General features: G+C 73.2%; 16 protein-coding genes. 9 read left to right on the top strand and 7 right to left on the bottom strand.

Translation table 11 applies throughout. The annotated features are described in order from the left end of the window. Positions 1-35: 35 nt before the first annotated feature. Positions 36-647 (bottom strand): hypothetical protein, encoded by a 612-nt coding sequence (locus tag QSK22_RS01615; RefSeq protein ID WP_285492079.1) that lies wholly within the window; start codon positions 645-647, stop codon positions 36-38. Between the two features lie 339 nt (positions 648-986). On the opposite strand from QSK22_RS01615, the gene QSK22_RS01610 reads away from it, so the two are divergent. After that, positions 987-4,091, top strand: coding sequence for a LamG-like jellyroll fold domain-containing protein (locus tag QSK22_RS01610; RefSeq protein ID WP_285492078.1), 3,105 nt, complete (start codon positions 987-989; stop codon positions 4,089-4,091). A gap of 168 nt (positions 4,092-4,259) precedes the next feature. Next, positions 4,260-5,888 (top strand): PQQ-binding-like beta-propeller repeat protein, encoded by a 1,629-nt coding sequence (locus QSK22_RS01605; protein WP_285492077.1) that lies wholly within the window; start codon positions 4,260-4,262, stop codon positions 5,886-5,888. A gap of 137 nt (positions 5,889-6,025) precedes the next feature. On the opposite strand, the gene QSK22_RS01600 is transcribed toward QSK22_RS01605, so the two are convergent. Beyond that, positions 6,026-7,156 carry a DUF1972 domain-containing protein gene (locus tag QSK22_RS01600; RefSeq protein ID WP_285492076.1) on the bottom strand — a complete coding sequence of 377 codons (1,131 nt, stop codon included), beginning with the start codon at positions 7,154-7,156 and terminating at the stop codon, positions 6,026-6,028. A gap of 197 nt (positions 7,157-7,353) precedes the next feature. On the opposite strand from QSK22_RS01600, the gene QSK22_RS01595 reads away from it, so the two are divergent. The 6 genes from QSK22_RS01595 to QSK22_RS01570 all read left to right on the top strand — a co-directional run bounded on the left by QSK22_RS01595 (position 7,354) and on the right by QSK22_RS01570 (position 13,034). Further along, a complete protein-coding gene (locus QSK22_RS01595) occupies positions 7,354-8,595 on the top strand; it encodes a glycosyltransferase family 4 protein (RefSeq protein ID WP_285492075.1) in 1,242 nt (413 codons plus the stop codon). Beyond that, on the top strand, positions 8,592-9,908 hold the full coding sequence (locus QSK22_RS01590; RefSeq protein WP_285492074.1) for a GumC domain-containing protein: 1,317 nt from the start codon (positions 8,592-8,594) through the stop codon (positions 9,906-9,908). Before QSK22_RS01595 ends, QSK22_RS01590 begins: the two co-directional genes overlap by 4 nt. Beyond that, positions 9,905-11,218: a lipopolysaccharide biosynthesis protein gene (locus tag QSK22_RS01585; RefSeq protein WP_285492073.1), complete on the top strand. Its 1,314-nt coding sequence runs from the start codon at positions 9,905-9,907 to the stop codon at positions 11,216-11,218. Before QSK22_RS01590 ends, QSK22_RS01585 begins: the two co-directional genes overlap by 4 nt. Positions 11,219-11,350: 132 nt before the next feature. Then, complete coding sequence (locus tag QSK22_RS01580; protein WP_285492072.1) at positions 11,351-11,818, top strand: adenylyltransferase/cytidyltransferase family protein; 468 nt, start codon at positions 11,351-11,353, stop codon at positions 11,816-11,818. Continuing rightward, positions 11,815-12,609 (top strand): CDP-alcohol phosphatidyltransferase family protein, encoded by a 795-nt coding sequence (locus QSK22_RS01575; protein ID WP_285492071.1) that lies wholly within the window; start codon positions 11,815-11,817, stop codon positions 12,607-12,609. The genes QSK22_RS01580 and QSK22_RS01575 overlap by 4 nt, the downstream gene beginning before the upstream one ends. Next, entirely contained in the window at positions 12,606-13,034 is a 429-nt protein-coding gene (locus QSK22_RS01570) for an FAD synthase family protein (RefSeq protein WP_285492070.1), read from the top strand. Before QSK22_RS01575 ends, QSK22_RS01570 begins: the two co-directional genes overlap by 4 nt. Positions 13,035-13,051: 17 nt before the next feature. Here QSK22_RS01570 and QSK22_RS01565 read toward each other — a convergent pair whose 3' ends face one another. The 5 genes from QSK22_RS01565 to QSK22_RS01545 all read right to left on the bottom strand — a co-directional run bounded on the left by QSK22_RS01565 (position 13,052) and on the right by QSK22_RS01545 (position 18,646). Continuing rightward, positions 13,052-14,050 carry a sulfite exporter TauE/SafE family protein gene (locus tag QSK22_RS01565; protein ID WP_285492069.1) on the bottom strand — a complete coding sequence of 333 codons (999 nt, stop codon included), beginning with the start codon at positions 14,048-14,050 and terminating at the stop codon, positions 13,052-13,054. Between the two features lie 121 nt (positions 14,051-14,171). After that, a complete protein-coding gene (gene cysC / locus QSK22_RS01560) occupies positions 14,172-15,692 on the bottom strand; it encodes an adenylyl-sulfate kinase (RefSeq protein ID WP_285492068.1) in 1,521 nt (506 codons plus the stop codon). A gap of 147 nt (positions 15,693-15,839) precedes the next feature. Continuing rightward, positions 15,840-16,754 carry a class I SAM-dependent methyltransferase gene (locus QSK22_RS01555; protein WP_285492067.1) on the bottom strand — a complete coding sequence of 305 codons (915 nt, stop codon included), beginning with the start codon at positions 16,752-16,754 and terminating at the stop codon, positions 15,840-15,842. A gap of 123 nt (positions 16,755-16,877) precedes the next feature. After that, a complete protein-coding gene (locus QSK22_RS01550) occupies positions 16,878-18,461 on the bottom strand; it encodes an MFS transporter (RefSeq protein ID WP_285492066.1) in 1,584 nt (527 codons plus the stop codon). After that, on the bottom strand, positions 18,458-18,646 hold the full coding sequence (locus tag QSK22_RS01545; RefSeq protein ID WP_285492065.1) for a hypothetical protein: 189 nt from the start codon (positions 18,644-18,646) through the stop codon (positions 18,458-18,460). The genes QSK22_RS01550 and QSK22_RS01545 overlap by 4 nt, the downstream gene beginning before the upstream one ends. A gap of 357 nt (positions 18,647-19,003) precedes the next feature. Between QSK22_RS01545 and mfd the strand changes: the two genes are divergently transcribed. After that, complete coding sequence (gene mfd, locus QSK22_RS01540; protein WP_285492064.1) at positions 19,004-22,498, top strand: transcription-repair coupling factor; 3,495 nt, start codon at positions 19,004-19,006, stop codon at positions 22,496-22,498. Positions 22,499-22,554 lie beyond the last annotated feature (56 nt).

The following is a 22,554-nucleotide window of genomic DNA, read 5'->3' as shown; positions in this document are numbered from 1 at the left end:
GTGACCGCTACCGGAAGGCGACCATTACGGCCTGGTCAGGCTTCTATGGCCCCCGTAAACACGGCCACCTTGTGCGTCTCGCTGAACTTCACGCCCAGCGTGACCTTGCCGTAGCCGGAGCTGGGCAGGTCGAAGGCGTAGGACGCCGACCTGCTCTTGCCCGGCGCCACCGACCCGTAGAAGTCGTTGAGGTTGGCGTACGAGGTCGGGCTGGCCTGCGTGCCCTTCGCCCCGTAGCGCGCCACGACCCGCACCTGGTTGAGGTCCAGCGGGCGCGACGAGCCGTTGGTGAAGCGCAGTGTGAAGATGGTCAGGGTGCGGCCGGTGATCTCGCCCGGCCCGGTCTTGCTGTTGCGCACCTTGCGGATCGCGGTGACCTGCACGGTGATCTTGTCGTCGTAGGTCACCGGCTTGCGCAGGCCCTGCGACAGGCGCATGCTCTTCGCGCCGGGCGCGGCGTTGGCCTCCGACTCGGACTGCTGGCTGGGCGACGGCGGCGGCGATCCGGCCTTGTCGGCCTTGTCCTTGTCGTCGCTGGAGCATCCGGTCACGGCCAGCGCGAACGCCAGGATGAGCGTCAGGCCGGAACCGGCCACGCGGCGCGCCTGCCGGACCGGCCGGGACGAGCGCGTAACCGAACGGGGCATGCGGCTATCTCCTCGGGCATCGCGGATCGGGGGCACGGACGCCGGCCAGTGGAGCGGGCGTGCTGACGCGGAGTTGATCCCCTGGACTGGCCAACAGTGTAAAAGAGCGGCAATGATGAACAGCCGACTTATGGCAACTGACCGGGATTTCCGAGCCGGCGGTACCACGGGGCGGAACGAGCCCCGGAGCAGAACGACTAGGGGTTGCGTCCAATGAGAAGTCTCCTGCGCCGCGTTGCGGCCGTCGCGACCGCGGGGCTCCTCGCGTCGACGGCGGTCGCCGGCGTTCCGGCGGCCGCCGACACGGCGCCGCCCGAGGGAACGCCCGCGACGGTAAGCGTGGATCCGCTGCCCACCTGGCAGGTGGACGGCGTGGTGTGGAGCATGACGACGGTCGGCAACACCGTCTACGCGACGGGCAACTTCGCCAAGGCGCGTCCCCCGGGCACGGCGGCCGGAAGCTCGCAGGAGGTCGATGCGCAGAACATCTTCGCGTTCGACATCCGCACCGGCGAGCGGGTCGCCTCGTTCCAGCACTCGCTCAACGGCCAGGGCCTGCGCATCGTCGCGTCCCCGGACGGCAAGCGGGTCTACGTGGGCGGCGAGTTCACCACGGTGGACGGGCAGCCGCGGTCGCGGCTGGCGGCCTTCGACACCGCCACCGGCGACCTGGTCGAAGACTTCGCCCCGACGGTGTCGGCCAAGGTCCGCGCGATCGCCGCGACCAACTCGACCGTCTACTTCGGCGGCAACTTCTTCAACGTCAACGGCAAGTCCCGCACGCGCCTGGCGGCGGTGAAGGCGTCGGACGGCTCGAACATCGACACCTGGAAGCCCACCGCCGACGACGACGAGGTGTTCGCCATGGCCATGGCGCCGGGCGACCAGCGCGTCATCATCGGCGGCCGCTTCCAGAAGCTCAACGGCGCGACGCAGGTCGGCATCGGCGCCGTGGACGCCACGACCGGCGCGACCGCCACCTGGACCAGCCGCCCCATCCCCACGAAGTCGGGAAGCAGCTACTCGTACGTGACCGACCTGTACGTGTCGGGTGACACGGTGTACGGCTCGGCCAACGGCGAGGGATGGCACTGGTTCGACGGCCGGTTCGCCGCCAAGGCCGAGAACGGCGACCTGGTGTGGCTCGACAACTGCTACGGCGCCACCTACGGCATCTTCGCCCAGGGCCAGGCGGTCTACAGCGTGTCGCACGCGCACGACTGCTCCTCGCTGGGCGCGTTCCCCGAGACCAGCCCGACGACGTGGCACCGCGCCCTGGCCGAGACCAGCTACCCCACCGGCACCGACCAGGCCTCCCCCGGGTCGGGCAGCAACTACTCCGGGCAGCCCGTGCCGAGCCTGCTGCACTGGTTCCCGACGCTGGCGATGGGTTCGTTCACCGGCCAGTACCAGGCCGCGTGGGCGGTGACGGGCAACTCCGAGTACGTCGCCATGGGCGGCGAGTTCCCCCGTGTCAACGGCGTCGCGCAGCAGGGCCTCGTGCGGTTCGCCGTCAAGGACAAGGCCCCCAACGAGACGGGCCCCGAGGCCTCCGACCTCGGCACCCCCAAGGCGACCGCGCTGCCCGACGGGCGCATCCGCGTGTCCTGGAAGACGACCTGGGACATGGACAACAACAACCTCACCTACGAGGTGCTGCGCGACGACGACACCACGCCGATCGGCCGCGTCACCAAGGCGTCCACGTTCTGGAACATGCCGGACGCGGCGTTCACCGACTCCGCCCCGCCGTCGGGGTCGCACACGTACAAGGTCCGGGTGAAGGACCCGTTCGGCAACGCCGTCACCAGTGACGCGTCCAACTCGGTGACGGCCGTGTCCGCGACGCCCAGCGCGTACGCCAAGATGATCGCCGACGACGGGGCGGCCGACCACTGGCGCCTGGGCGACAGCGGCAGCGGCCCCGCCTACGACCACACCGGCCCGTACGACCTGACGCTCCAGTCCGGGGTCACGCGCGGCCAGGCGGGGGCCATCAAGGACGACACCGACAAGGCGATGACGTTCAGCGGCACGTCGTCCGGCACGTCCAGCACGGCCGCCGTGGCCGCGCCCGACAACTTCACCCTGGAGGCGTGGGTCAAGACCACCAGCCGCTCCGGCGGGAAGATCATCGGCTACGGCAACCGCAGCAGCGGCACCAGCACGGTCTACGACCGGCACCTGTACATGACCAACGACGGCCGCGTCGTGTTCGGGGTCAAGCCGGCGTCGTCCGTGGTGACGATCCAGAGCGGCACCGGCCTCAACGACGGGAGCTGGCACCACGTCGTCGCCACGCTGGACTCGTCCTCCGGCATCCGGCTGTACGTGGACGGTGCGCAGGTCGACGCCGACGCCGACGCCAAGAACGGCGAGAAGAACTCCGGGTACTGGCGCGTCGGCGGGGACAACCTCGGCTCCTGGCCGAACCGGCCGACGAGCAACTTCCTCGCCGGCACCCTCGACGAGGTGGCGGTGTACCCGCGGGCGCTGACCGCCGAGGAGGTCGCCGAGCACCACGGCGTCGGCGACGGCACGGTCGTGCCCAACCAGCCGCCCACGGCCTCCTTCACCGCCGACTGCGAGTGGCTGACCTGCACGTTCGACGCCAGCGGCTCCACCGACGCCGACGGCACGATCGCCCAGTACTCCTGGGACTTCGGCGACGGGACGACCGGCACCGGCGCCAACGCCTCGCACACCTTCACCACCCCCGGTGAGCACACCGTCAAGCTCACCGTCACCGACGACGACGGCGCCACCGACGAGGCCGAGCGCACCGTCACCGCACGCTCCCAGACGGTCGCCTCGGACGCCTTCGACCGCACCGTCAGCGGCGGTTTCGGCACCGCAGACGTCGGCGGGGCCTGGACGGGCGTCGGCACGGTCAGCGGCCTGTCGGTCAGCGGCGGCGCCGGGCGCATGAACCTCGCCACCGCCGGCGCGGCCATGGGCGCCTACCTGAACAGCGTGTCCGCCGCCGGCACCGACGCCACCGTCAAGCTGTCGGTCGACAAGGAGGGCACCGGCAACGGCGTCTACCTCTGGCTGGCCGGGCGCCGCGTCTCCGGCGCGGGCGACTACCGGGCGCGGGTCCGGCTGCGGCCGTCCGGGGTGGTCTCGTTGCAGATCAGCCGCACGAACGCCAGCAACAGCGAGACCGTCATCGGCTCCGAGCAGACCATCTCGGGCCTGACGTACACGCCCGGCACGCCGCTGCGGCTGCGCCTGCGGGTGACCGGCACCGCCCCGACCACGCTGAGCGCCAAGGTGTGGGCGGACGGCGCCGCCGAACCCGACTGGCAGGTCACCGGTACCGACTCCACCGCCGAGCTGCAGACGGCCGGCGCCGTGGGCCTGCGCTCCCAGCTCGCGGGCAGCGCGACCAACGCCCCGGTCGTGCTGTCGGTGGACGACTTCACCGCGCAGGCCGTGGAGTGAGCGCGGAGTGAGTACGGCCGTCCGACAGATCGTCATTTCGGCGCGTCTCCTCCGGAGAAGTTGACAAATTCATACGATGCCGCCGTGTCCCCTGCGGGACCGCACTACGATCTGCGGATCGAAGTGACCGCAGGGGTCACAGCGGCCATTCGGCAAGGGATCTGACTCGTGACAAGTCCTTCGCTTCGACGTCGTCGCGTCGCCGCCACTGCAGCCGCGGCCTCGACCGTCCTGCTCGGCGCCTCCGCCGTGCCCGCGGCGGCCGACACCGCGCCGCCCTCGGGAACACCGGCCACCGTCAGCGTGGACCCGCTGCCCACCTGGCAGGTCAACGGCGTCGTGTGGAGCATGACGACGGTCGGCAACACCGTCTACGCGACCGGGAAGTTCACCAAGGCGCGCCCGCCGGGCACCGCCGCCGGCAGCAGCAAGGAGGTCAGCGCGCAGAACATCCTGGCCTTCGACATCCGCACCGGGAACCTGGTCACCTCCTTCAAGCACTCGCTCAACGGCCAGGGCCTGCGGATCACCCGCTCCCCCGACGGCAAGCGCGTCTACGTGGGCGGCGAGTTCACCACGGTGGACGGGCAGCCGCGGTCGCGGCTGGCGGCCTTCGACACCGCCACCGGCAAGCTGGTCTCCAACTTCGCGCCCAAGGTGTCCAACAAGGTCCGCGGGATCGCCGCGACCAACTCGACCGTCTACTTCGGCGGCAACTTCTTCAACGTCAACGGCAAGTCCCGCACGCGCCTGGCGGCGGTGAAGGCCTCGGACGGCTCGCTGGTGGACGCCTGGAAGCCCACCGCCGACGACGACGAGGTGTTCGCCATGGCCATGGCGGGCAGCAACCGCGTCATCATCGGCGGCCGCTTCCAGAAGCTCAACGGCGCGACCAAGGTCGGCATCGGCGCGGTCAACACCACCACGGGCGCGTCCGCCACCTGGACGAGCCGTCCCATCCCCACGCGCCAGGGCAGCCGGTACTCCTACGTCACCGACCTGTACGTGTCGGGCGACACCGTGTACGGCTCGGCCAACGGCGAGGGGCTGCACTGGTTCGACGGCCGGTTCGCCGCCAAGGCGTCCAACGGCGAGCTGGTGTGGCTGGACAACTGCTACGGCGCCACCTACGGCGTGTTCGTCCAGGGCAAGTCGCTCTACAGCGTGTCGCACGCGCACGACTGCTCGTCCCTGGGGGCGTTCCCCGAGACGACCCCGGCGACGTGGCACCGCGCCCTGGCCGAGACGACCTACGCCACCGGCAAGGACCAGGCGGCCCCCGGCTCCAACAGCAACTACCGCAGGCAGCCTGTGCCGAGCCTGCTGCACTGGTTCCCGACGCTGACGGCGGGGACGTTCACCGGCCAGTCGCAGGCCGCGTGGGCGGTGACGGGCAACTCCGAGTACGTCGCCATGGGCGGTGAGTTCCCCCGCGTCAACGGCGTCGCGCAGCAGGGCCTCGTGCGGTTCGCGGTCAAGGCCAAGGCGCCCAACAAGTCCGGCCCGGTCAAGTCCGACCTCGCCGCGCCCAAGGCCGCCGCGGGCCTGAGCGGCATCAAGGTGTCCTGGAAGGCCACCTGGGACATGGACAACAACAACCTCACCTACGAGGTGCTGCGCGACAACGGCACCACCCCCATCGGCACGGTGACCAAGGCGTCCACGTTCTGGAGCAAGCCCTCCCTGTCCTTCACCGACACCAAGGCGCCGAAGGGCAAGCACACCTACAAGATCCGCGTGAAGGACCCGCTCGGCAACACCGTGACCAGCGCCGCGTCCAACGCGGTGACCAGGTGACGCGCACCGCCTGACGGGCCGCGCCACGGAAATCGTGTGAACGGCGACGGGCCGCGCACCGGGGTCGCCCCTCGGCGCGCGGCCCGTCCGCGTGACCGCCGCCGGCCGCTCAGGAGACCGGTAGCGGTAGCGGCGGATCACCTGGCGCGGATCGTCTTGCGGGTCAGCCGGCGGGCGAGCAGGTCCTCGCAGAGCCGCTCGTACGCGGCGGCCACGTCGTCCCACACGTAGTTCTCCGCGGCCCGCTTGCGCGCCGCCGCGCCCCGGTCGGCGGCCGCGCCCGGGTCGTTCTCGGCGGCCTCGATCTCGGCCGCCAGGTCCTGCGGGCCGGTGAAGAACCGGCCGGCCTCCTCGCCCAGCACCTCGCGGTTGAAGTTGACGTCGAACGCCACCACCGAGGCGCCGGCGCCCATCGCCCGCAGCAGCGACGGGTTGGTGCCGCCCACCGAGTGCCCGTGGATGTAGGTCAGCGCGCCCGCGTACAGGGCGTCGAGGAGGTCCTGGTCCCAGACGCCGCCGAGGAACGTGATGCGGGGGTCGTCCCCGGCCAGCTCCTTCACCCGCGCGGTGTAGGCGTCGGAGTACGGCGCCGACCCCACCACCACCAGGGGGTGCTCGGCCTTGCTGAGCCGGTAGCCCTCGACGGCCAGGTGCACGTGGTTCTCCGGCTCGAACCGCGCCACGACCAGGTGGTACCGGCCCGGCTCGTACCCCGCCTCGGCCAGCTTGGCGTTGTCGGGCTCGGTGAGGATCGGCGCGCCGTACGGGATGAACACCGACGAGGCGCCGAAGCGCTCCCGGTAGTAGTCCTCGATGCCGCGGGCGTCGGCGATGAGCGCGTCCGACCAGCGCACCGCCAGGCTCTCGGCGGTGCGGTAGTAGCGCTGCCCCGCGCCGCTCCACTTGGTGCGCTTCCACTCCAGCCCGTCGACGTGCGTGGCCACCGGGATGCGCAGCGCCCGCAGCATCGGCAGCATCGGCGCGTTGGCGGCGTTGAACACCAGCGCCACGTCGGGGCCGCGGCGTGCGATCCGCCGGCCGGACGCGTGCAGCACCGACAGCGCCGTGTGGCTGAGCGTCTCGGCGACCTTGGCGCGCACCGCGGGCAGGTGCACCAGCCGCATGCCCAGGTACTCGCGCTCGGGATGCCGTTCCCCCCGGCAGTACACCGTCACCTGGTGGCCGGACGCGGCCAAGCGGCGCCCGATCTCCTCCACCGCCGTCTCGAAGCCGCCGTAGCGCGCCGGAACTCCGCGAGTCCCCACCATGGCGATGCGCACCTTGACCCCCTGCCTGAGCATTACCTTGTTGAACCGGGATCCAGCCGCGGTCGTAGAACCGCAAGGTCTGATCAGGCCAGCGTAAGGCGAGTGGACATCTCGCGCGTCCTGTAAGTAAAGCCCGGTTAATCTGAGGGTGGCGCGACAGCGGTCGCCGGGTTCGCCGGCGCCGGAAGGAGGGGGCCGTGGACGAGGGTGACGAGAGATCCGTTGTGGTGCTGGCGCACCCGTCGCCCGATCTCTACGGTTCGGACCGCATGCTCGTCGAGTCGGTCCGGGCGCTGGCGGCCGAACACCGCGTGGTGGTGACCCTGCCCGCCGACGGGCCGCTGTCGGAGCCGCTGCGGGAGGCGGGAGCCGAGGTCGTGGTGCTGCCTGTGCCCGTGCTGCGCAAGGCGTACATGTCGCCGACCGGCGTGCTGCGGCTGGCGGCCGCGTCGGTGCGGGCGCTGCCGCGCGCCGTGCGGCTGCTGCGCCGCGAACGCGTTGCCGCCCTGTACGTCAACACCGTCACCATCCCGCTGTGGCTGGCGGCGGCCCGGCTCGCCCGCGTCCCGGCGCTGTGCCACGTGCACGAGGCCGAGGAGAACGTGCCCCGCCCGGTGCGCGCGGCGCTGGCGATGCCGTTGCGGCTGGCCCGGTCGGTGGTCGTCAACAGCCGGGCGAGCGCGGCGGCGCTCGGGCAGGTCGGCCGCCGGGCCCGCATCATCTACAACGGGGTGGCCGAGCCCGACCCGGCCGAGGTCACCGAGCCGCGCCCCGTCCTGGACGGGCCGGTGCGGGTGACGCTGGTCGGACGGCTGTCGCCGCGCAAGGGCTCGGACGTGGCGGTGCGCGCCGTGCGGCTGCTGCGCGAACGGGGCCGCGATGTGACGCTGACCCTGGTCGGCAACGTCTTCCCCGGCTACGAATGGTTCGAAGAGGAGCTGCGGGCCCTGGCCGGCGACGACGGGACGGTGGAGTTCGCCGGTTTCCGGCCCTCGGTGTGGGACTCGTTCGCCGCCGCCGACGTCGCGGTCGTGCCGTCCCGGGTCGAGCCGTTCGGCAACGTCGCGGTCGAGGCGATGCTGGCCGGGCGGCCCCTGGTGGCCAGCGCCACCCAGGGGCTGGTTGAGATCGTCAGCGACGGCGACAACGGCGTGCTGGTGCCCCCCGACGATCCGCAGGCCCTCGCCGACGGCATCGCCCGCCTGCTGGACGACTGGGACGGCGCCCTGGCCATGGCCAAGCGGGCCCGCGCCGATGCGGCCCACCGCTTCGGCGAGGAGCGCTACCATCGCGAGCTGCGCGCAGCCGTGCGCGCCCTGGTCTCGCCCGGATCCGCCGCCGCGCCGGCGTCCGCCCCCGCATCCGCGCCGGCATCCACTTCAGAACCCACGTCAGACGTCTCCACATCCGTTCCCACGAGGACACAGAGCAGCCGATGACAGCACAGACTCCCGTTCCGGCCTCCGTCCCGCCCACGCCGGAGATCAGTCTCGTCGAGGCGGTGTGGCGCTACCGGACGATGTCGCTCATCATCGTGCTCGCGTCCGTGCTGCTCTCGTCGGCGGTCACGCTGCTGCTGCTGAGCGGCGCCACGGCCACCGCCCGCTTCGCGGTCACCGACCCCACCAACAAGAACAACGTGCTGCGCATGGGCGTGGTCTCGGGGCAGGGCTTCGCCACCTACACCGCCCAGCGCGCCGCGTTCGCCGGGTCCACGCCCGTGCTGACCAAGGCGACCGAGATCATCAAGAGCAAGGGCGGCCCGGCCATGACCAGCGCGCAGCTGCGCGGCCGGGTGTCCACCTCCAGCAAGGCCGACGGCGGCGTGGTGCTGGTCGAGGCCAAGGGGTCGGACATGCGCGAGGCGGCGATGATCGCCAACGCGGTGGTGGCCGCCTACCAGCAGGTGACCGTCTCCACCAACATCGCCAAGCTCGACGAGCAGCTGAAGACCATCCAGCAGACCCAGCAGCAGGTCACCCAGCAGATGGAGGCCACGACCGTCGGCAGCCGCAACTACCGGCTGCTGGCCAACCGGCTGACCAAGCTGCAGTCCGACGAGAGCGGCGTGCTGTCGGCCCGCGCCAACACCAACGACGGCGTGCAGTTCGTCGACACCGCCGACCCCAACGCGTCCGAGCCGAGCAAGCTGCCGCGCAACGCCGCCATCGGCCTCGCCGTCGGCCTGATCGCGGCGTGCGTGGTGTCGTTCCTGCGGGCCGCCTCGCCGAACTCCCGGCGGCGCGTGCAGGCCGTCGCGGCGGGGGCGCCGCCCGATCCCGGCGAGCAGGCGGCCGCGCCGCCCGCCGCGCCCGAGCCGTCGCGTCCGCACCGCGGCCGGTCCGCCCCGGCCGACCCCGCGGCCGAACGGTCCGGCCCGCCGTGGACGGCCGATGCGCCCAAGGGCCCGGTGCCGCCGCTTGCCCAGAACGGCCGCAGCGAGCTGAACGGCTCGCGCAACGGACGGCCGGTGGGCGGCCGCAGCGACGGCCGCCGTCCGGCGCGTCCGAGCCGGCACGGCGCCCCCGGCTCGGACGCCGGCCGCCCCTCGCCGCGTGACGCGTCCCCCGCCGGCGGCCGCATGTCGCGCAACGGGGCGTCCGCGCCGTCGGCGTCGTCCTCCCGGAGCAAGCCCGGCGACGGCGACCCGAGCCGCACCGCCGAGGACAAGTTCTCCCTGGACGACCTGGCCAAGGACGCCCGGCCGCGCAAGAACGAGTCCACCCTGATGCGTTACGACCTCGACAGGTGAGCGGGGGCTCGAAAGGCCGGATCGCGCGCAAGCTCGGGCGGCTGCTGTCGTCCGCGGGAGGCGCGGTCACGGTCCAGTTCGTCACCGCGGGCGGCAGCCTGGTCGTGCAGGCGCTGGCCGCCCGCGCCCTGGGCGCCGACGGCTACGGCGCGTACGCGCTGTTCGTCGCCGTCCTCGTCATGATCACCGCGGTGCAGACGGCGTGGGTGGGCGACACCCTGACCGTCTACGACCGGTTCGACCCGCGGGTGCGCGGTGCGCTGCTGCTGTCGGTGGCGGGCACCGTGACGGCGGGCGCGTTCGTCGGCGCGGTCATCTCGCTGGCGATGGACCTGGCGGGCGCGGCGGGCACGGCGCTGTTCGCGCTGCTGGTCGCGCTGTGGCTGCTGAACGAGACCGGCCGCCGGATCTTCACCGCGCGGATGGAGTTCTGGCGCCTGGCGCTGAACGACTGCAGCTACCTGCTCGTCACGCTGGGCGTGCTGGGCGGCTGGCAGACGCTGGCGGGCGGGGCGTCGCTGGAGCTGCTGCTCGGCGCGATGTGCGTGGGCTGCACCGCCTCGATCCTGCTGGCCTGGCTGCGGCTGCCGCGCGAGGAGTACGCCCGGGTGCCGCTGCGCGGCACCGCGTTCCGCGAGATCGCCGCGTTCGCGTGGTGGCGGTCGATCCAGGCGGGCATCCGGCCGACCGCGCTGCTGACCGCCCGGCTCATGATCGCCGGATTCGCGTCCACGGCCGCGCTGGCGTCGGTGGAGGCGGCCCGGCTGCTGCTGGCCCCGGCGCTGACGTTCGTCAACGGCGCGGGCTGGTTCCTGCTGGGCGACTTCGCCAAGGCCGAACGCGAGGGACGCCCCATGCGGGCCCGGCAGGCGGTGCGGGCGTGCACGCTGATGGCGGGGATCGCGCTGGTGATGAGCCTGGCCGGGATCCTGCTGGCGGGCTGGCTGGGCCCGGTGGTGACCGGCGGCTCGTTCGACGTCGACGGCCTGGCCGCGGTCGGCTGGGGCGTGTACGCGGTGTGCTTCGCCTGCACGCTGCCGCTGTCGAGCCTGGCCACCGCCCGCAAGCGGTCCCGGACGGTGTTCGCCATCCGCGGCGTGGAGAGCCTGGTCGGGCTGCTGATCCTGGCGGTGCTGCTGGCCGTGGACGGGCAGGCGGCGTCCATCGCCCCGTTCTGCCTCGGCGCCGGGGGCCTGGTGTCGGCCGCGCTGCTGTGGCGGATGCTGCGCCGCGGCGACCCGCCCGCCGGCGCCGCACCGGCCGGGCCGCCCGCGTCGGAGGACCACACCGCGGACCTCAGCAGAACCTGATGGACACCAGATGAACGCCATGGAACCAATAGGCAGAACTGCGACAACGCTCGGGCGAAGGGCTGCTAGCGTACGGCTGTTCTCCCAGGACGGACGTACACGTAGGCCCGTATACAGGGGCAAGGGGGCTGCATGCACGGGGTGATCGGCTTCGCGCCGGGGGTCTTCGACCTCTTCCATGTCGGTCACCTGGACGTCCTGCGACGTTCGGCCCGGCTGTGCGACCGGCTCGTCGTCGGCGTGTGGTCCGACGAGCTGGCCGAACGGGTGCACGGCACGCGGCCGGTGGTGCCGCAGCTGGAGCGCATGGAGATCGTCGGCAATGTGCGCGGCGTCCACGACGTCGTGCCGCTGGAGCAGGCGGCGCTGCGGCCCGCCTTCGACGCGGTCGGCTTCGGCGTGGTGTTCGCCGGCGCGGACGCGTCCCCGCACGACGCCGCCGGCGCCGCCGCGGCGGCCGAACGCGAGCTGGCGGGCACGGGCGTGCGCGTGGTGTCGTTCACCGACGTGGCCGAGACCCGCAGCCCCGTCCTGCGCGAACACATCCGCATGTCCCGCGCCGGCGGCGTCGGCGCCGCACCGAGGACGTCGGTCGCGTGAGCGCGCCGACCGCTTCGGACGCCGCCGCGCCCGCCGGTTTCCGCGCGGCGCTGACCCGGCTGGCGTCCGCGCAGAAGAGCGCCAAGGGCGCCCCGGCCTACTCCCGGTTCGTCAACCGCAAGCTGGGCCGCGTGCTGGCCGCCGCCTCGTACGTGGCCGGCCTGACGCCCAACCAGGTCACCGCGATCAGCGCCTGCTTCACCTTCACCGGCATCGCGCTGATCGCGCTGGTCGATCCGGCGCCGTGGCTGGGCGCGGCGGTGTGCCTGGCGCTGGTGGTCGGCTACGCCTTCGACTCCGCCGACGGCCAGCTGGCCCGGCTGCGCGGCGGCGGCTCGGCGTCCGGCGAGTACCTGGACCACATGGTGGACGCGGCGAAGATCTCCGCGCTGCACTCGGCCGTGCTGGTGTCCTGGTACCGGTTCTACGACCTGGACCGCGACGCCTACCTGCTGGTCCCGCTCGGGTTCACCATCGTGGCCGCGGTGATGTTCTTCGGGATGATCCTCAAGGACCTGCTGGCGCGGGCCCGCCGCACCGGCCCGGCGCCCGCCCCGGCGGCGCCGTCGACGCTGCGGTCGCTGCTGGTGATCCCCACCGACTACGGGGTGCTGTGCGTGGCGTTCCTGCTGCTCGGCTTCACCGACGTGTTCCTGCCCGTCTACACGCTGCTGTTCGCCGGAAACGCGCTGTTCCTGCTGGCCGCCTCCGTCAAGTGGTTCCGCGAGGTCGCCGGGCTGGACGCCCCGGCGGCCGCCGCGCAGCCGGCGGAGACGGGGGTGCGCCGGTGAGCCGCCGCACGGGCGTGGTCGGGTACGTGCCGGGCGCCTACGACATGTTCCACATCGGGCACCTCAACATCCTCAAGCGGGCCCGGGCCGAGTGCGACCACCTCATCGCGGGCGTGGTCACCGACGAGGTGCTGGAGCAGGTCAAGGGGCGGGCGCCGATCGTCCCGCACGCCGAGCGGATGGAGATCGTCGGCTCGATGGGCTGCGTCGACGAGGTCGTCACCGACGTCTCCGCCGACAAGGTGGTGATGTGGGAGCGCCTGGGGTTCGACGTGCTGTTCAAGGGCGACGACTGGAAGGGCACCCCCAAGGGCGACCGCCTCGAAGCCGACCTGGGCGCGCGCGGGGTGCGGGTGGTCTACTTCCCGTACACGGTGCACACCTCCAGCACCGCGCTGCGGGCCCTCATCACCGGCTCCCGCTGAGCGGCGCCGGGCGGCGGCTAACTTCTGCTCACAGGGGTGCGCGAGACCTCCGGCTCGTCCTGCCGGGGCGCCCGCGCGAGCCTGCCGGTGATCTCCAGGGCGGGCAGGCCGTGGCGGCGGCGCAGCAGCGCCCACGCCGCGGTGCCCGCCACGGCCAGCCCGACGAGCGTCCAGGCGAGCACCTCGGTGCCCATGCCGAACATCTTCAGCGCGGACGCGACGAGCACGAACGCCAGCGCGCGGCGGATCAGGCCGCCCGGGGCGCGCGAGGAGATCCGCGACCCCAGGTAGACGCCGGGGACGGAGCCGACCAGCAGCGCCGCGGTGACCTCCATGTGGAAGTCGCCGAACAGCAGGTGGCCGAGGGCGGCGGCGAACACCAGCGGCACCGCCTGCAGCAGGTCGGTGCCGACGAGCTGGTTGGCCTTGAGCGTCGGGTACAGCGCCAGCAGCGCCACGATGATCAGCGAGCCGGAGCCGACCGAGGTGATGCCGACCACCAGCCCGCCGACGGCGCCGACCAGCAGGGTCGGCACCGGCCGGACCTTGATGTCGGGCGTGTCGACGGCGGCGGGCGAGCCGGGGGCGGCGGTGCGGCGCTCGCCGGGCTCGCGCCGCGCGGCCCGGTCGGCCAGCGCCAGGTAGCCGCGCGCGATCAACCCGGCGGCCGCCAGCAGCAGCGCCACGCCCATGGCCTTCTGGATGACGTCCTGCACCGTGTCGCCGTCGCCGAGGGCCCGGGCCGCCAGCACGCCGCAGAACGCGGCGGGCACCGAGCCGGCGCACAGCCACGCCACCAGGCGCAGGTTGATGGTGCCCTGGCGGTAGTGGACGGCGCTGCCCACGGGCTTCATCACCGCCGCGGCGACCAGGTCGCTGGACACCGCTGCCAGCGGGCTCACGCCGAAGAACGTCACGAGCATCGGTGTCATGAGCGCGCCGCCGCCCATGCCGGTCAGCCCGACGACGATGGCGACCAGGAACGAGCCGAACGCCATCGTCCAATCGAAGTCCATGAGCATGACCTACCGGGTATATCGGGAAAACCGAAAAACAAGACTAAACGGTCGGCAGGCATGATCGGCAGCCAGGGGGCCCGTACCGGACAGTAAAAAAGCGACTGCTGCGGCGACTGCGTCAGGCGGGACGCACCCAGCCGCCCTCCTCCAGCAGGGCCAGCACGCGGGCGACGGCCTCGTCGGGCTCCAGCCCGGTGGTGTCGAGCCGCAGGTCGGCGCCCCCGTCGACGGCCGGGTCGGGCTCCTCGTACGGGTCGGAGATCCCGGTGAACTCGGGGATGAGCCCGGCCCGCGCCTTGGCGTACAGGCCCTTGCGGTCGCGCCGCTCGCACTCCTCCAGCGGCGTGGCCACGTGCACCAGCACGAAGTCGCCGACCGCCGACACCATGCGGCGCACCTCGGCGCGGGTGGCGGCGTACGGGGCGATCGGCGCGCAGATCGCCACCCCGCCGTGCCGGGTGATCTCGGCCGCCACATACCCGATGCGGCGGATGTTCAGGTCCCGGTCGGCGCGGGAGAACGTCAGCCCGGCCGACAGCAGCCGCCGCACCACGTCGCCGTCCAGCAGGCTGACGGTGCGGCCGCCGCGTTCGATCAGCGCGTCGGCCAGCCCGCGCGCCACCGTCGACTTGCCCGACCCCGACAGCCCGGTGAAGAACACCGTCAGACCGCGCTCGTGCTTGGGCGGCCGCGCCACGGCCAGCTCGGCGGCGACCGCGGGCGGGGTGAACCAGTCGGGGATCGGCTCGCCCCGGTCGAGCAGCTCGCCGAGCCGTTCGCGGGTCAGCTCCGCCTGGACGTGGTCGGGCTCGATGCGGGCGACGGGACGCCACACCTCGACGTCGGCGTCGTAGGCCCACGGCTCGGGCACCACCACCGGGATCGGGGCGCCGTCGGCGATCCTCTCGGCGGTGCCGGCCTGCTGCTCGTCGGCCAGCAGGTGGGTGGCGCCGTAGGCGGCGGCGACGTGCGCGCGCAGCAGCAGGTCGCGTTCGCCGTCGGCGTCGTCGAGGTCGCGCGGCGGCAGCGGCACCGGGACGACCTGCGCGCCGTCCGGCAGGTCGCGGCGCACCGCCAAGAGGGCCCGCACCAGCGCCTCGTCGTGCTCGCCGCCCAGCAGCGGCAGCACCAGCACCCGCGCGCCGAGCCGCTCGGCCACCTGCCGCACCTGGCCGAGCTGCTTGCGGTGCAGCGGCTCGCGGGTGGCCACGGCCAGCAGCGGGCCGTCCGGGCGCTCCAGCTCGTCGGGGCGGCGGCGCAGGCGGTGGAACGGTCCGTGCGCGGGGGCGCGCAGCGGTTCCAGACCGCCGGCCAGCCGCCAGCCGCTGCTGGTGGGGTCCCGCCAGGCCTCGGCGACGGTCAGCACGGCCAGCGGCACGCCCTCGGGGTCCTGCAGGACGACCTTCTCGTGACCGGTCAGCTCCTCGGGCACCGCGAGGGTGACCGGCACGGGCCACGGCGTGCCGTCGGCCAGCCGGCCGCCGGCGATCACCATGGCGGTGTCGAACGAGCCGAGGAACCCCTTGAGCGGGGGGTAGGCCCCGGCCAGCAGCAGTTCCAGATCGGCCAGCTCGACCTTGCCCGGGGTGTGTGCGGGCAGGTCGCGCAGCGTGTCGGGAAGGGCCGTCTCGGCGGTCACCGCGGTCTCCGATCCTGCCCGGGCGGGGAACCGGGCCGACGCAGGTCAGTAGGGGGATTCCGCAGAGAATTTACCTACCGTCCACCGGTGCGCGCATCTCGGCCCCGCCGCGGCGGGGCGGGGCGGCCGCCCGGACGGGGCACGCGCTCAGATGACCCGCGCGAAACGGTTCTCGGGCTTGCGGATGACCAGCGTCACCTCGCTGTGCTCGGCGGTCAGCCGCCCGCGCGACAGGGACGCCACCAGCCGGCACAGCCCGCCGACGATGCCGGAACCGGACCCGAGGGCGTCCAGCGAGGCGCGCGAGGTGTACTCCTCGGCGATCACCAGCCCGCGCATGACGCAGTACCAGCGCATGCCCTGCCGGGAGGCGACCTTCTCGTACACCGCGGGCGGCGGCACGCCGATCCGGGCGGCGCGCTCGTCACCGGCCCGCCGCCCGCCGGCGCGGCGCCCCTCGCGCCCCTCGCGCCCCTCCGCGGCGCCGTCTTCGGAGGCGCCGGACGGGGCAGCCTCCCGGGGGGCCCCGGCCTGCGGCGCGGACCGCATCGCGCCCGGCGACGCCTCGGGCCGCAGCAGCAGCTCGACCCGGCCGCGCCGGGCCAGGTGCCGCCACAGCGGGTCGCGCAGCCATCGGGGCAGCCTGCGGTCCAGGAAGCCGAACGCGGTGTTGCGGTCGCGCAGCCGCACCAGCAGCAGCCCGCCGGGCTTGAGCGCGGCGACGAACCGGTCGAGCACCAGTTCGGCGTGCGGCACCCGCTCGATGAGGAACGAGGCGTGCACCACGTCGTAGGCGCGCGGCGGCATGGGCACGGTGCGCAGGTCGCCCAGGTGCCATTCGTCCAGGTCGGTGCGGTCGGCGGTGTGCGCCCGCAGCGCCGGGGCGTCCATGTCGACACCGGTGACCCGACGCTCGCAGTCGCCCAGCTCCAGGCCCCGCCCCCATCCGCATCCGGCCTCCAGGATGTGGACGGGCCGCAGCGGCCGGTCATGGGCGTACTGCCGGACGCGTTCTGAGAACAGATCACCGTCGTTGAGCGGCGGCGTACGCAGATCGGTCACAATCTCGCAGCGTAATCGTACGACTGCGCACTGTCCGCTATTTGCGGCTTCTTGGCATGCCGCATGCGGCCAGGCGACCAACCCCGGGGAGGATCCGAGCGTCAAAAGCGGGGCGCGCCGGTGTCAGTGCTCGTGGCCGCCGGCCAGGTCCAGGTCGCGCGGGGTGAGCAGCCACGCCAGCGCGGCGCCGAGGAGCAGCAGGGCGCCGCCCGCCGCGCCGGCCCACTCCAGCGACGAGGTGAACGCCTCCTGCGCCCGTTCGGCCAGCCGCGCGCCGGCCTCGCCGAGCGACGGGACGATCTCCAGCGCGCCGCCCAGCGACTCGCGCACGGCGTCGGCGGCCGCTCCGGTCAGCCCGGCGTCGGCGAGCCGCTCCGGGGGCAGGCCGGCTCGGTAGACGGCGGCGGCCACGCTGCCCAGCACCGCCACGCCGAGGGTGCCGCCCAGCTCGTAGCTGGTCTCCTCGATGGCGGCGGCGCTGCCGGAGCGCTCCGGCGGGGCGCCCGCCATGATGACGGCGGATGCGACGGCCAGCGCGCCCAGTCCCGCGCCGACCAGCGTCAGCGCGACCACGACGGCGCCGTACCCGAGCGGATGGGGGGCGGCGGGCAGCACCAGGAAGCCCAGCCCGGTGATGGCCAGGCCCGCGGCCAGCACGGTGCGCGCGCCGATCCGGGCGGCCAGGGCGGGGGCCAGCGGCGACAGCACGGCCGTGGCGATCGCGCTGGGCAGCAGCCGCACGCCGGTCTCCAGCGGCGAATAGCCCTGCACCAGCTGCATCCACTGCGCCAGCAGCAGCATCGCGGCGGCCAGCGCGATGCTCGTGCTCAGCGCGGCCACCACCCCGGCGGAGAAGGCCGGCCGCCGCAGCAGCCGCACGTCCAGCATCGGGTCGGGGCGGCGCAGGCAGCGCGTCACGAACCAGCCGAGCGCGACGGCGGCGATCGCGGCGGCGGCGAGCGCGCCGTGGTCGGCCGGCCCGTCCTCGCCGAAGTGCTTGATCGCGTAGACGAGGGCGACCATGCCGACGATCGACAGCAGCGTGCCCGGCAGGTCCCAGCTCCCCGCGCCGGCGGCCCCGTCGGAAGCGGTCGGATGCCGGTTGCGCGACTCGGGTAGCAGCCAGCGGCCCAGCACCAGCGCCGCCGCCATGACCGGGACGTTCACCAGGAACGCCGACCGCCAGCTGAAGTGCTCCAGCAGCACGCCGCCGAGGATCGGGCCGAGCGCGGAGCCCAGGCCCGCCATCGTGGCCCATATGCCCAGGGCGGTGGCGCGCTCGCGCGGGTCGGTGAACAGGTGCCGGATCATCGACAGGGTGGACGGCATGATCAGCGCGCCGCCCACGCCCAGCACGGCCCGCAGGGCGATGACCGCGCCCGGCGTCGCGGCGGCCGGCACCGCCAGCGAGGCCAGCCCGAAGACCGCGAATCCCGCCAGCAGCACCCGCCGGCGGCCCCACCGGTCGCCGAGCGCGGCGGCGGTGACCAGCAGACCGGCCACCACCAGCGAGTAGACGTCGACGATCCACAGCAGGCTGACCGCGTCCGGCCGCAGGTCGGCCGACAGCGCGGGCAGCGCCACGTTGAGGACCGTCATGTCCATCACGACGATCAGCAGGCTGGCCGACAGCACCGTCAGCCCCGCCCAGCGGCGCGGGTGCGGACGCGTGCGGGCCGGGTCGGCCGGCTCGGCGGTGCGGGTCATGCCCACCCCCGCTCGTCCGCGGCGGCGCGCCGGTCGAGTGCGTGCAGCGGAAAATCCCGGCCGGTGCAATGGCTGCGCAGGGGGCCGAGGTTGACGCCGATCACCTGGGTGAGCTGGGCCGACGAGGCGGTCGGGCGGCCATTGCGATGCCGGATCCCCGCAGTGGAAATTTCCTCGGTGTCCATGTAGTGAATTACGCTCGTCTCTACTGCGACAATTTCGTCGCAGCCTATACAAATTTCTTGGGCTGCGCGAATTTCGCCGCGACCCATGCAAATTTCTTGGCCTAGCGACATTTCGTCGCGGCCTATCCGAGCGCGTCGCGGCCGGATGATCGTGCGGGGACCGGTACGGGACGGTATGCGGGCGCGTACGCTGGTACCGCGCACCGGGGTCCGGCGGATTCCGGGGCTTCGGGCTGCCCCGCGACGGGGGCGTCCACCGGCGGCGCGGCCGGGCGGGCGCCGGGCACGGCGGGCAAAGGTCTTTCGAACGGCGGGGCGGGGGCCGCCCTCGCAAGGAGCACCGACGAGCGGGCGAACATGACGCTTTCTGGACTTGTTGACCTGGCCTGCGGCGACCCTCGGCTGGCCGCCGCGCTCAAGAACGCGCGCGCCGACCGGGACGTTGTCGCGCCCCCGGCCATGTGGCCGATCCTGGCCGCCGCCCTGGCGCGCCACGGCACCGGCGGGGGCGTGGTGCTGGCCGTCACCGCCACCGAACGCGAGGCCGAGGACCTGGCGTCCGCGCTGACCAGCCTGCTCGACCCCGACCGGGTCGCGCACTTCCCGGCGTGGGAGACGCTGCCGCACGAGAAGCTGTCGCCGCGCTCGGACACCGTCGGCAAGCGCCTGGCCGTCCTGCGCCGCCTGGCCCACCCGGACGCGGGCGACGGGGCCGGCGGGGCGCTGGACGTCGTCGTGACGCCGGTGCGGGCGGTACTGCAGCCGATCGTGTCCGGCCTCGGCGACCTGGAGCCGGTGCGGCTGCGCGCCGGCGACGACGCCGAGCTGGACGACGTCGTCCGCCGCCTGGCCGACGCCGGATACCACCGCGTCGACCTGGTGGAGAAGCGCGGCGAGATGGCCGTGCGCGGCGGCATCCTCGACGTGTTCCCGCCCACCGAGGAGCACCCGCTGCGCGTGGAGTTCTGGGGCGACACCGTCGAGGAGATCCGCTACTTCAAGGCCGCCGACCAGCGCTCCCTTGAAGTGGCCCAGAGCGGCCTGTGGGCGCCGCCGTGCCGCGAGCTGCCGCTGACCGAGCAGGTCCGGGAACGGGCCAAACTGCTGGCCGAGCAGTACCCGGCCCTGGAGGACGTCCTCACCCGCATCGCCGACGGCGACACCGTGGAGGGCATGGAGGCGTTCTCGCCCGTCCTGGCCGACCGCATGGAGCTGCTCACCGACCTGCTTCCCGAGGATTCGTGCCTGCTGGTGTGCGAGCCGGAGCGCATCCGGGGCCGCGCCGCCGAACTGGTGCGCACCAGCCAGGAGTTCCTGGAGGCGAGCTGGGTCACGGCCGCCGCCGGGGGAGAGGCCCCCATCGACCTGGGCGCAGCCGCGTTCCGCCCCCTGGAGGAGGTGCAGCAGCACACCGCCGAGCTGGGGCTGGCCCGCTGGACGGTCACCGCCCTCAACCCCGAGGGCGACGCGCTCAACCTGGGGGTGCACGCCGCCGAGGCGTACCGGGGCGACACCGCCCGCGTCATGGGCGACCTCAAGCGCTGGACGGGCGACAGCTGGCGCGTCGTCGTCGTCACCCCCGGCCACGGCCCGGCCGAACGCCTCGTCCAGCTCATCGGCGAGGAGGGCCTGGGCGCCGCCCTCACCGACCTGGCCGAACCCCCGGCCCCCGCGGTGGTCAGCGTCTCCACCGGCCTGCTGGAGCACGGCTTCACCTGGGACGAGATCAAACTGGCGGTCATCACCGAGGCCGACCTGTCCGGGCAGAAGGCGTCCACCAAGGACATGCGGCGCATGCCGTCGCGGCGGCGCGGCGGCATCGACCCGCTGCAGCTGCGCGCGGGCGACTACGTCGTCCACGAGCAGCACGGCGTCGGCCGCTACGTGGAGATGGTCAGCCGCACCGTGCAGGGCGCCACCCGCGAGTACCTCATCCTGGAGTACGCCAAGGGCGACAAGCTGTTCGTCCCCACCGACCAGCTCGACGAGCTGACCCGGTACGTGGGCGGCGAGTCGCCGTCGCTGCACCGGCTGGGCGGCGCCGACTGGCAGAAGGCCAAGTCGCGGGCGCGCAAGGCGGTCCGGCAGATCGCCGGCGAGCTGATCCGGCTGTACTCGGCGCGGATGGCCAGCCCCGGCCACGCCTTCGGGCCCGACACGCCCTGGCAGCGCGAGCTGGAGGACGCCTTCCCGTATGTGGAGACGCCCGACCAGCTCGCCGCCATCGAGGAGGTCAAGGCCGACATGGAGCGGCCCGTCCCGATGGACCGGCTGATCTGCGGCGACGTCGGCTACGGCAAGACCGAGATCGCGGTGCGCGCCGCGTTCAAGGCCGTGCAGGACGGCAAGCAGGTCGCGGTGCTGGTGCCGACCACCCTGCTCGTCCAGCAGCACCTGTCCACCTTCACCGAGCGGTTCGGCCCCTTCCCGGTCGTGGTCAAGGCGATCAGCCGGTTCCAGAGCAGCGGCGAGGTCGAGGAGACGCTGCGCGGCCTGGCCGACGGCACGGTGGACGTCGTCGTCGGCACCCACCGCCTGCTGTCGGGGCAGACCCGGTTCAAGGACCTCGGCCTGGTGATCATCGACGAGGAGCAGCGGTTCGGCGTCGAGCACAAGGAGGAGCTCAAGCGGCTGCGCACCCAGGTGGACGTGCTGGCCATGTCCGCCACCCCGATCCCGCGCACGCTGGAGATGGGCATCACCGGCATCCGCGAGATGTCCACCATCCTCACCCCGCCCGAGGAGCGGCACCCGGTGCTGACGTTCGTCGGCCCCTACGAGGACAAGCAGATCGCCGCCGCCATCCGCCGCGAGCTGATGCGCGACGGCCAGGTGTTCTTCGTCCACAACCGGGTGCGGTCGATCAACCGGGTCGCCGCGAACCTGGCGCAGCTGGTGCCCGAGGCGCGCATCGCGGTCGCGCACGGCCAGATGAACGAGCACGAGCTCGAACGCGTCATGGTCGACTTCTGGGAGAAGAACTTCGACGTCCTGGTGGCCACCACGATCGTGGAGTCCGGCTTGGACGTGCCCAACGCCAACACCCTGATCGTCGACCGCGCCGACATGTACGGCCTGTCGCAGCTGCACCAGCTGCGCGGCCGCGTCGGCCGGGGCCGCGAACGCGCCTACGCCTACTTCCTCTACCCGCCCGAGGCGCCGCTGACCGAGACCGCGCACGAGCGCCTGGCCACCCTCGCCCAGCACACCGAGGCCGGGGCGGGCATGTACGTGGCGATGAAGGACCTGGAGATCCGCGGCGCCGGCAACATCCTGGGCGCCGAGCAGTCCGGGCACGTCGCGGGCGTCGGGTTCGACCTGTACGTGCGGATGGTCGGCGAGGCGGTGCGCGAGCTGAAGGAGGGCGGCGCCGCCGAGGAGGTCACCGAGACCAAGGTCGAGCTGCCGGTGAACGCGCACCTGCCGCACGAGTACGTCCCGGGCGAGCGGCTGCGGCTGGACGCCTACCGGCGCATCGCCGCGATCACCTCCGACGAGGAGGTCGCCCAGGTGCACGAGGAGCTGCGCGACCGGTTCGGGGCGCCGCCCGAGCCGGTGCTCAACCTGCTGGCGGTGGCGCGGTTCCGGGCGCGGGCGCGCCGGGCCGGGCTGACCGAGGTCGCGCTGCAGGGCAACTACGTCAAGTTCGCGCCGGTCGAGCTGCCCGACTCCATGCAGGTGCGGCTGCAGCGGCTCTACCCCAGGAGCGTGCTCAAGCCCGCCCTGCGCACGCTGCTGGTGCCCACCCCCAAGACCAAGCCGCTGGGCGGCCGCCCGCTGCGCGACCAGGAGCTGCTGAAATGGGCCACGGACCTGGTCGAGGCCCTGTTGCCGGAGCCCGTCCGGACCTAGGCTGACCAAGATCGGACACCGCAGAGGAATGCGTACAGGAACGAGGTCTGGCGTGC

This window comes from Actinomadura sp. NBRC 104425, from assembly GCF_030269545.1.
Lineage (GTDB): Bacteria > Actinomycetota > Actinomycetes > Streptosporangiales > Streptosporangiaceae > Spirillospora > Spirillospora keratinilytica.
This window is presented reverse-complemented; position numbering and strand designations above follow the sequence as displayed.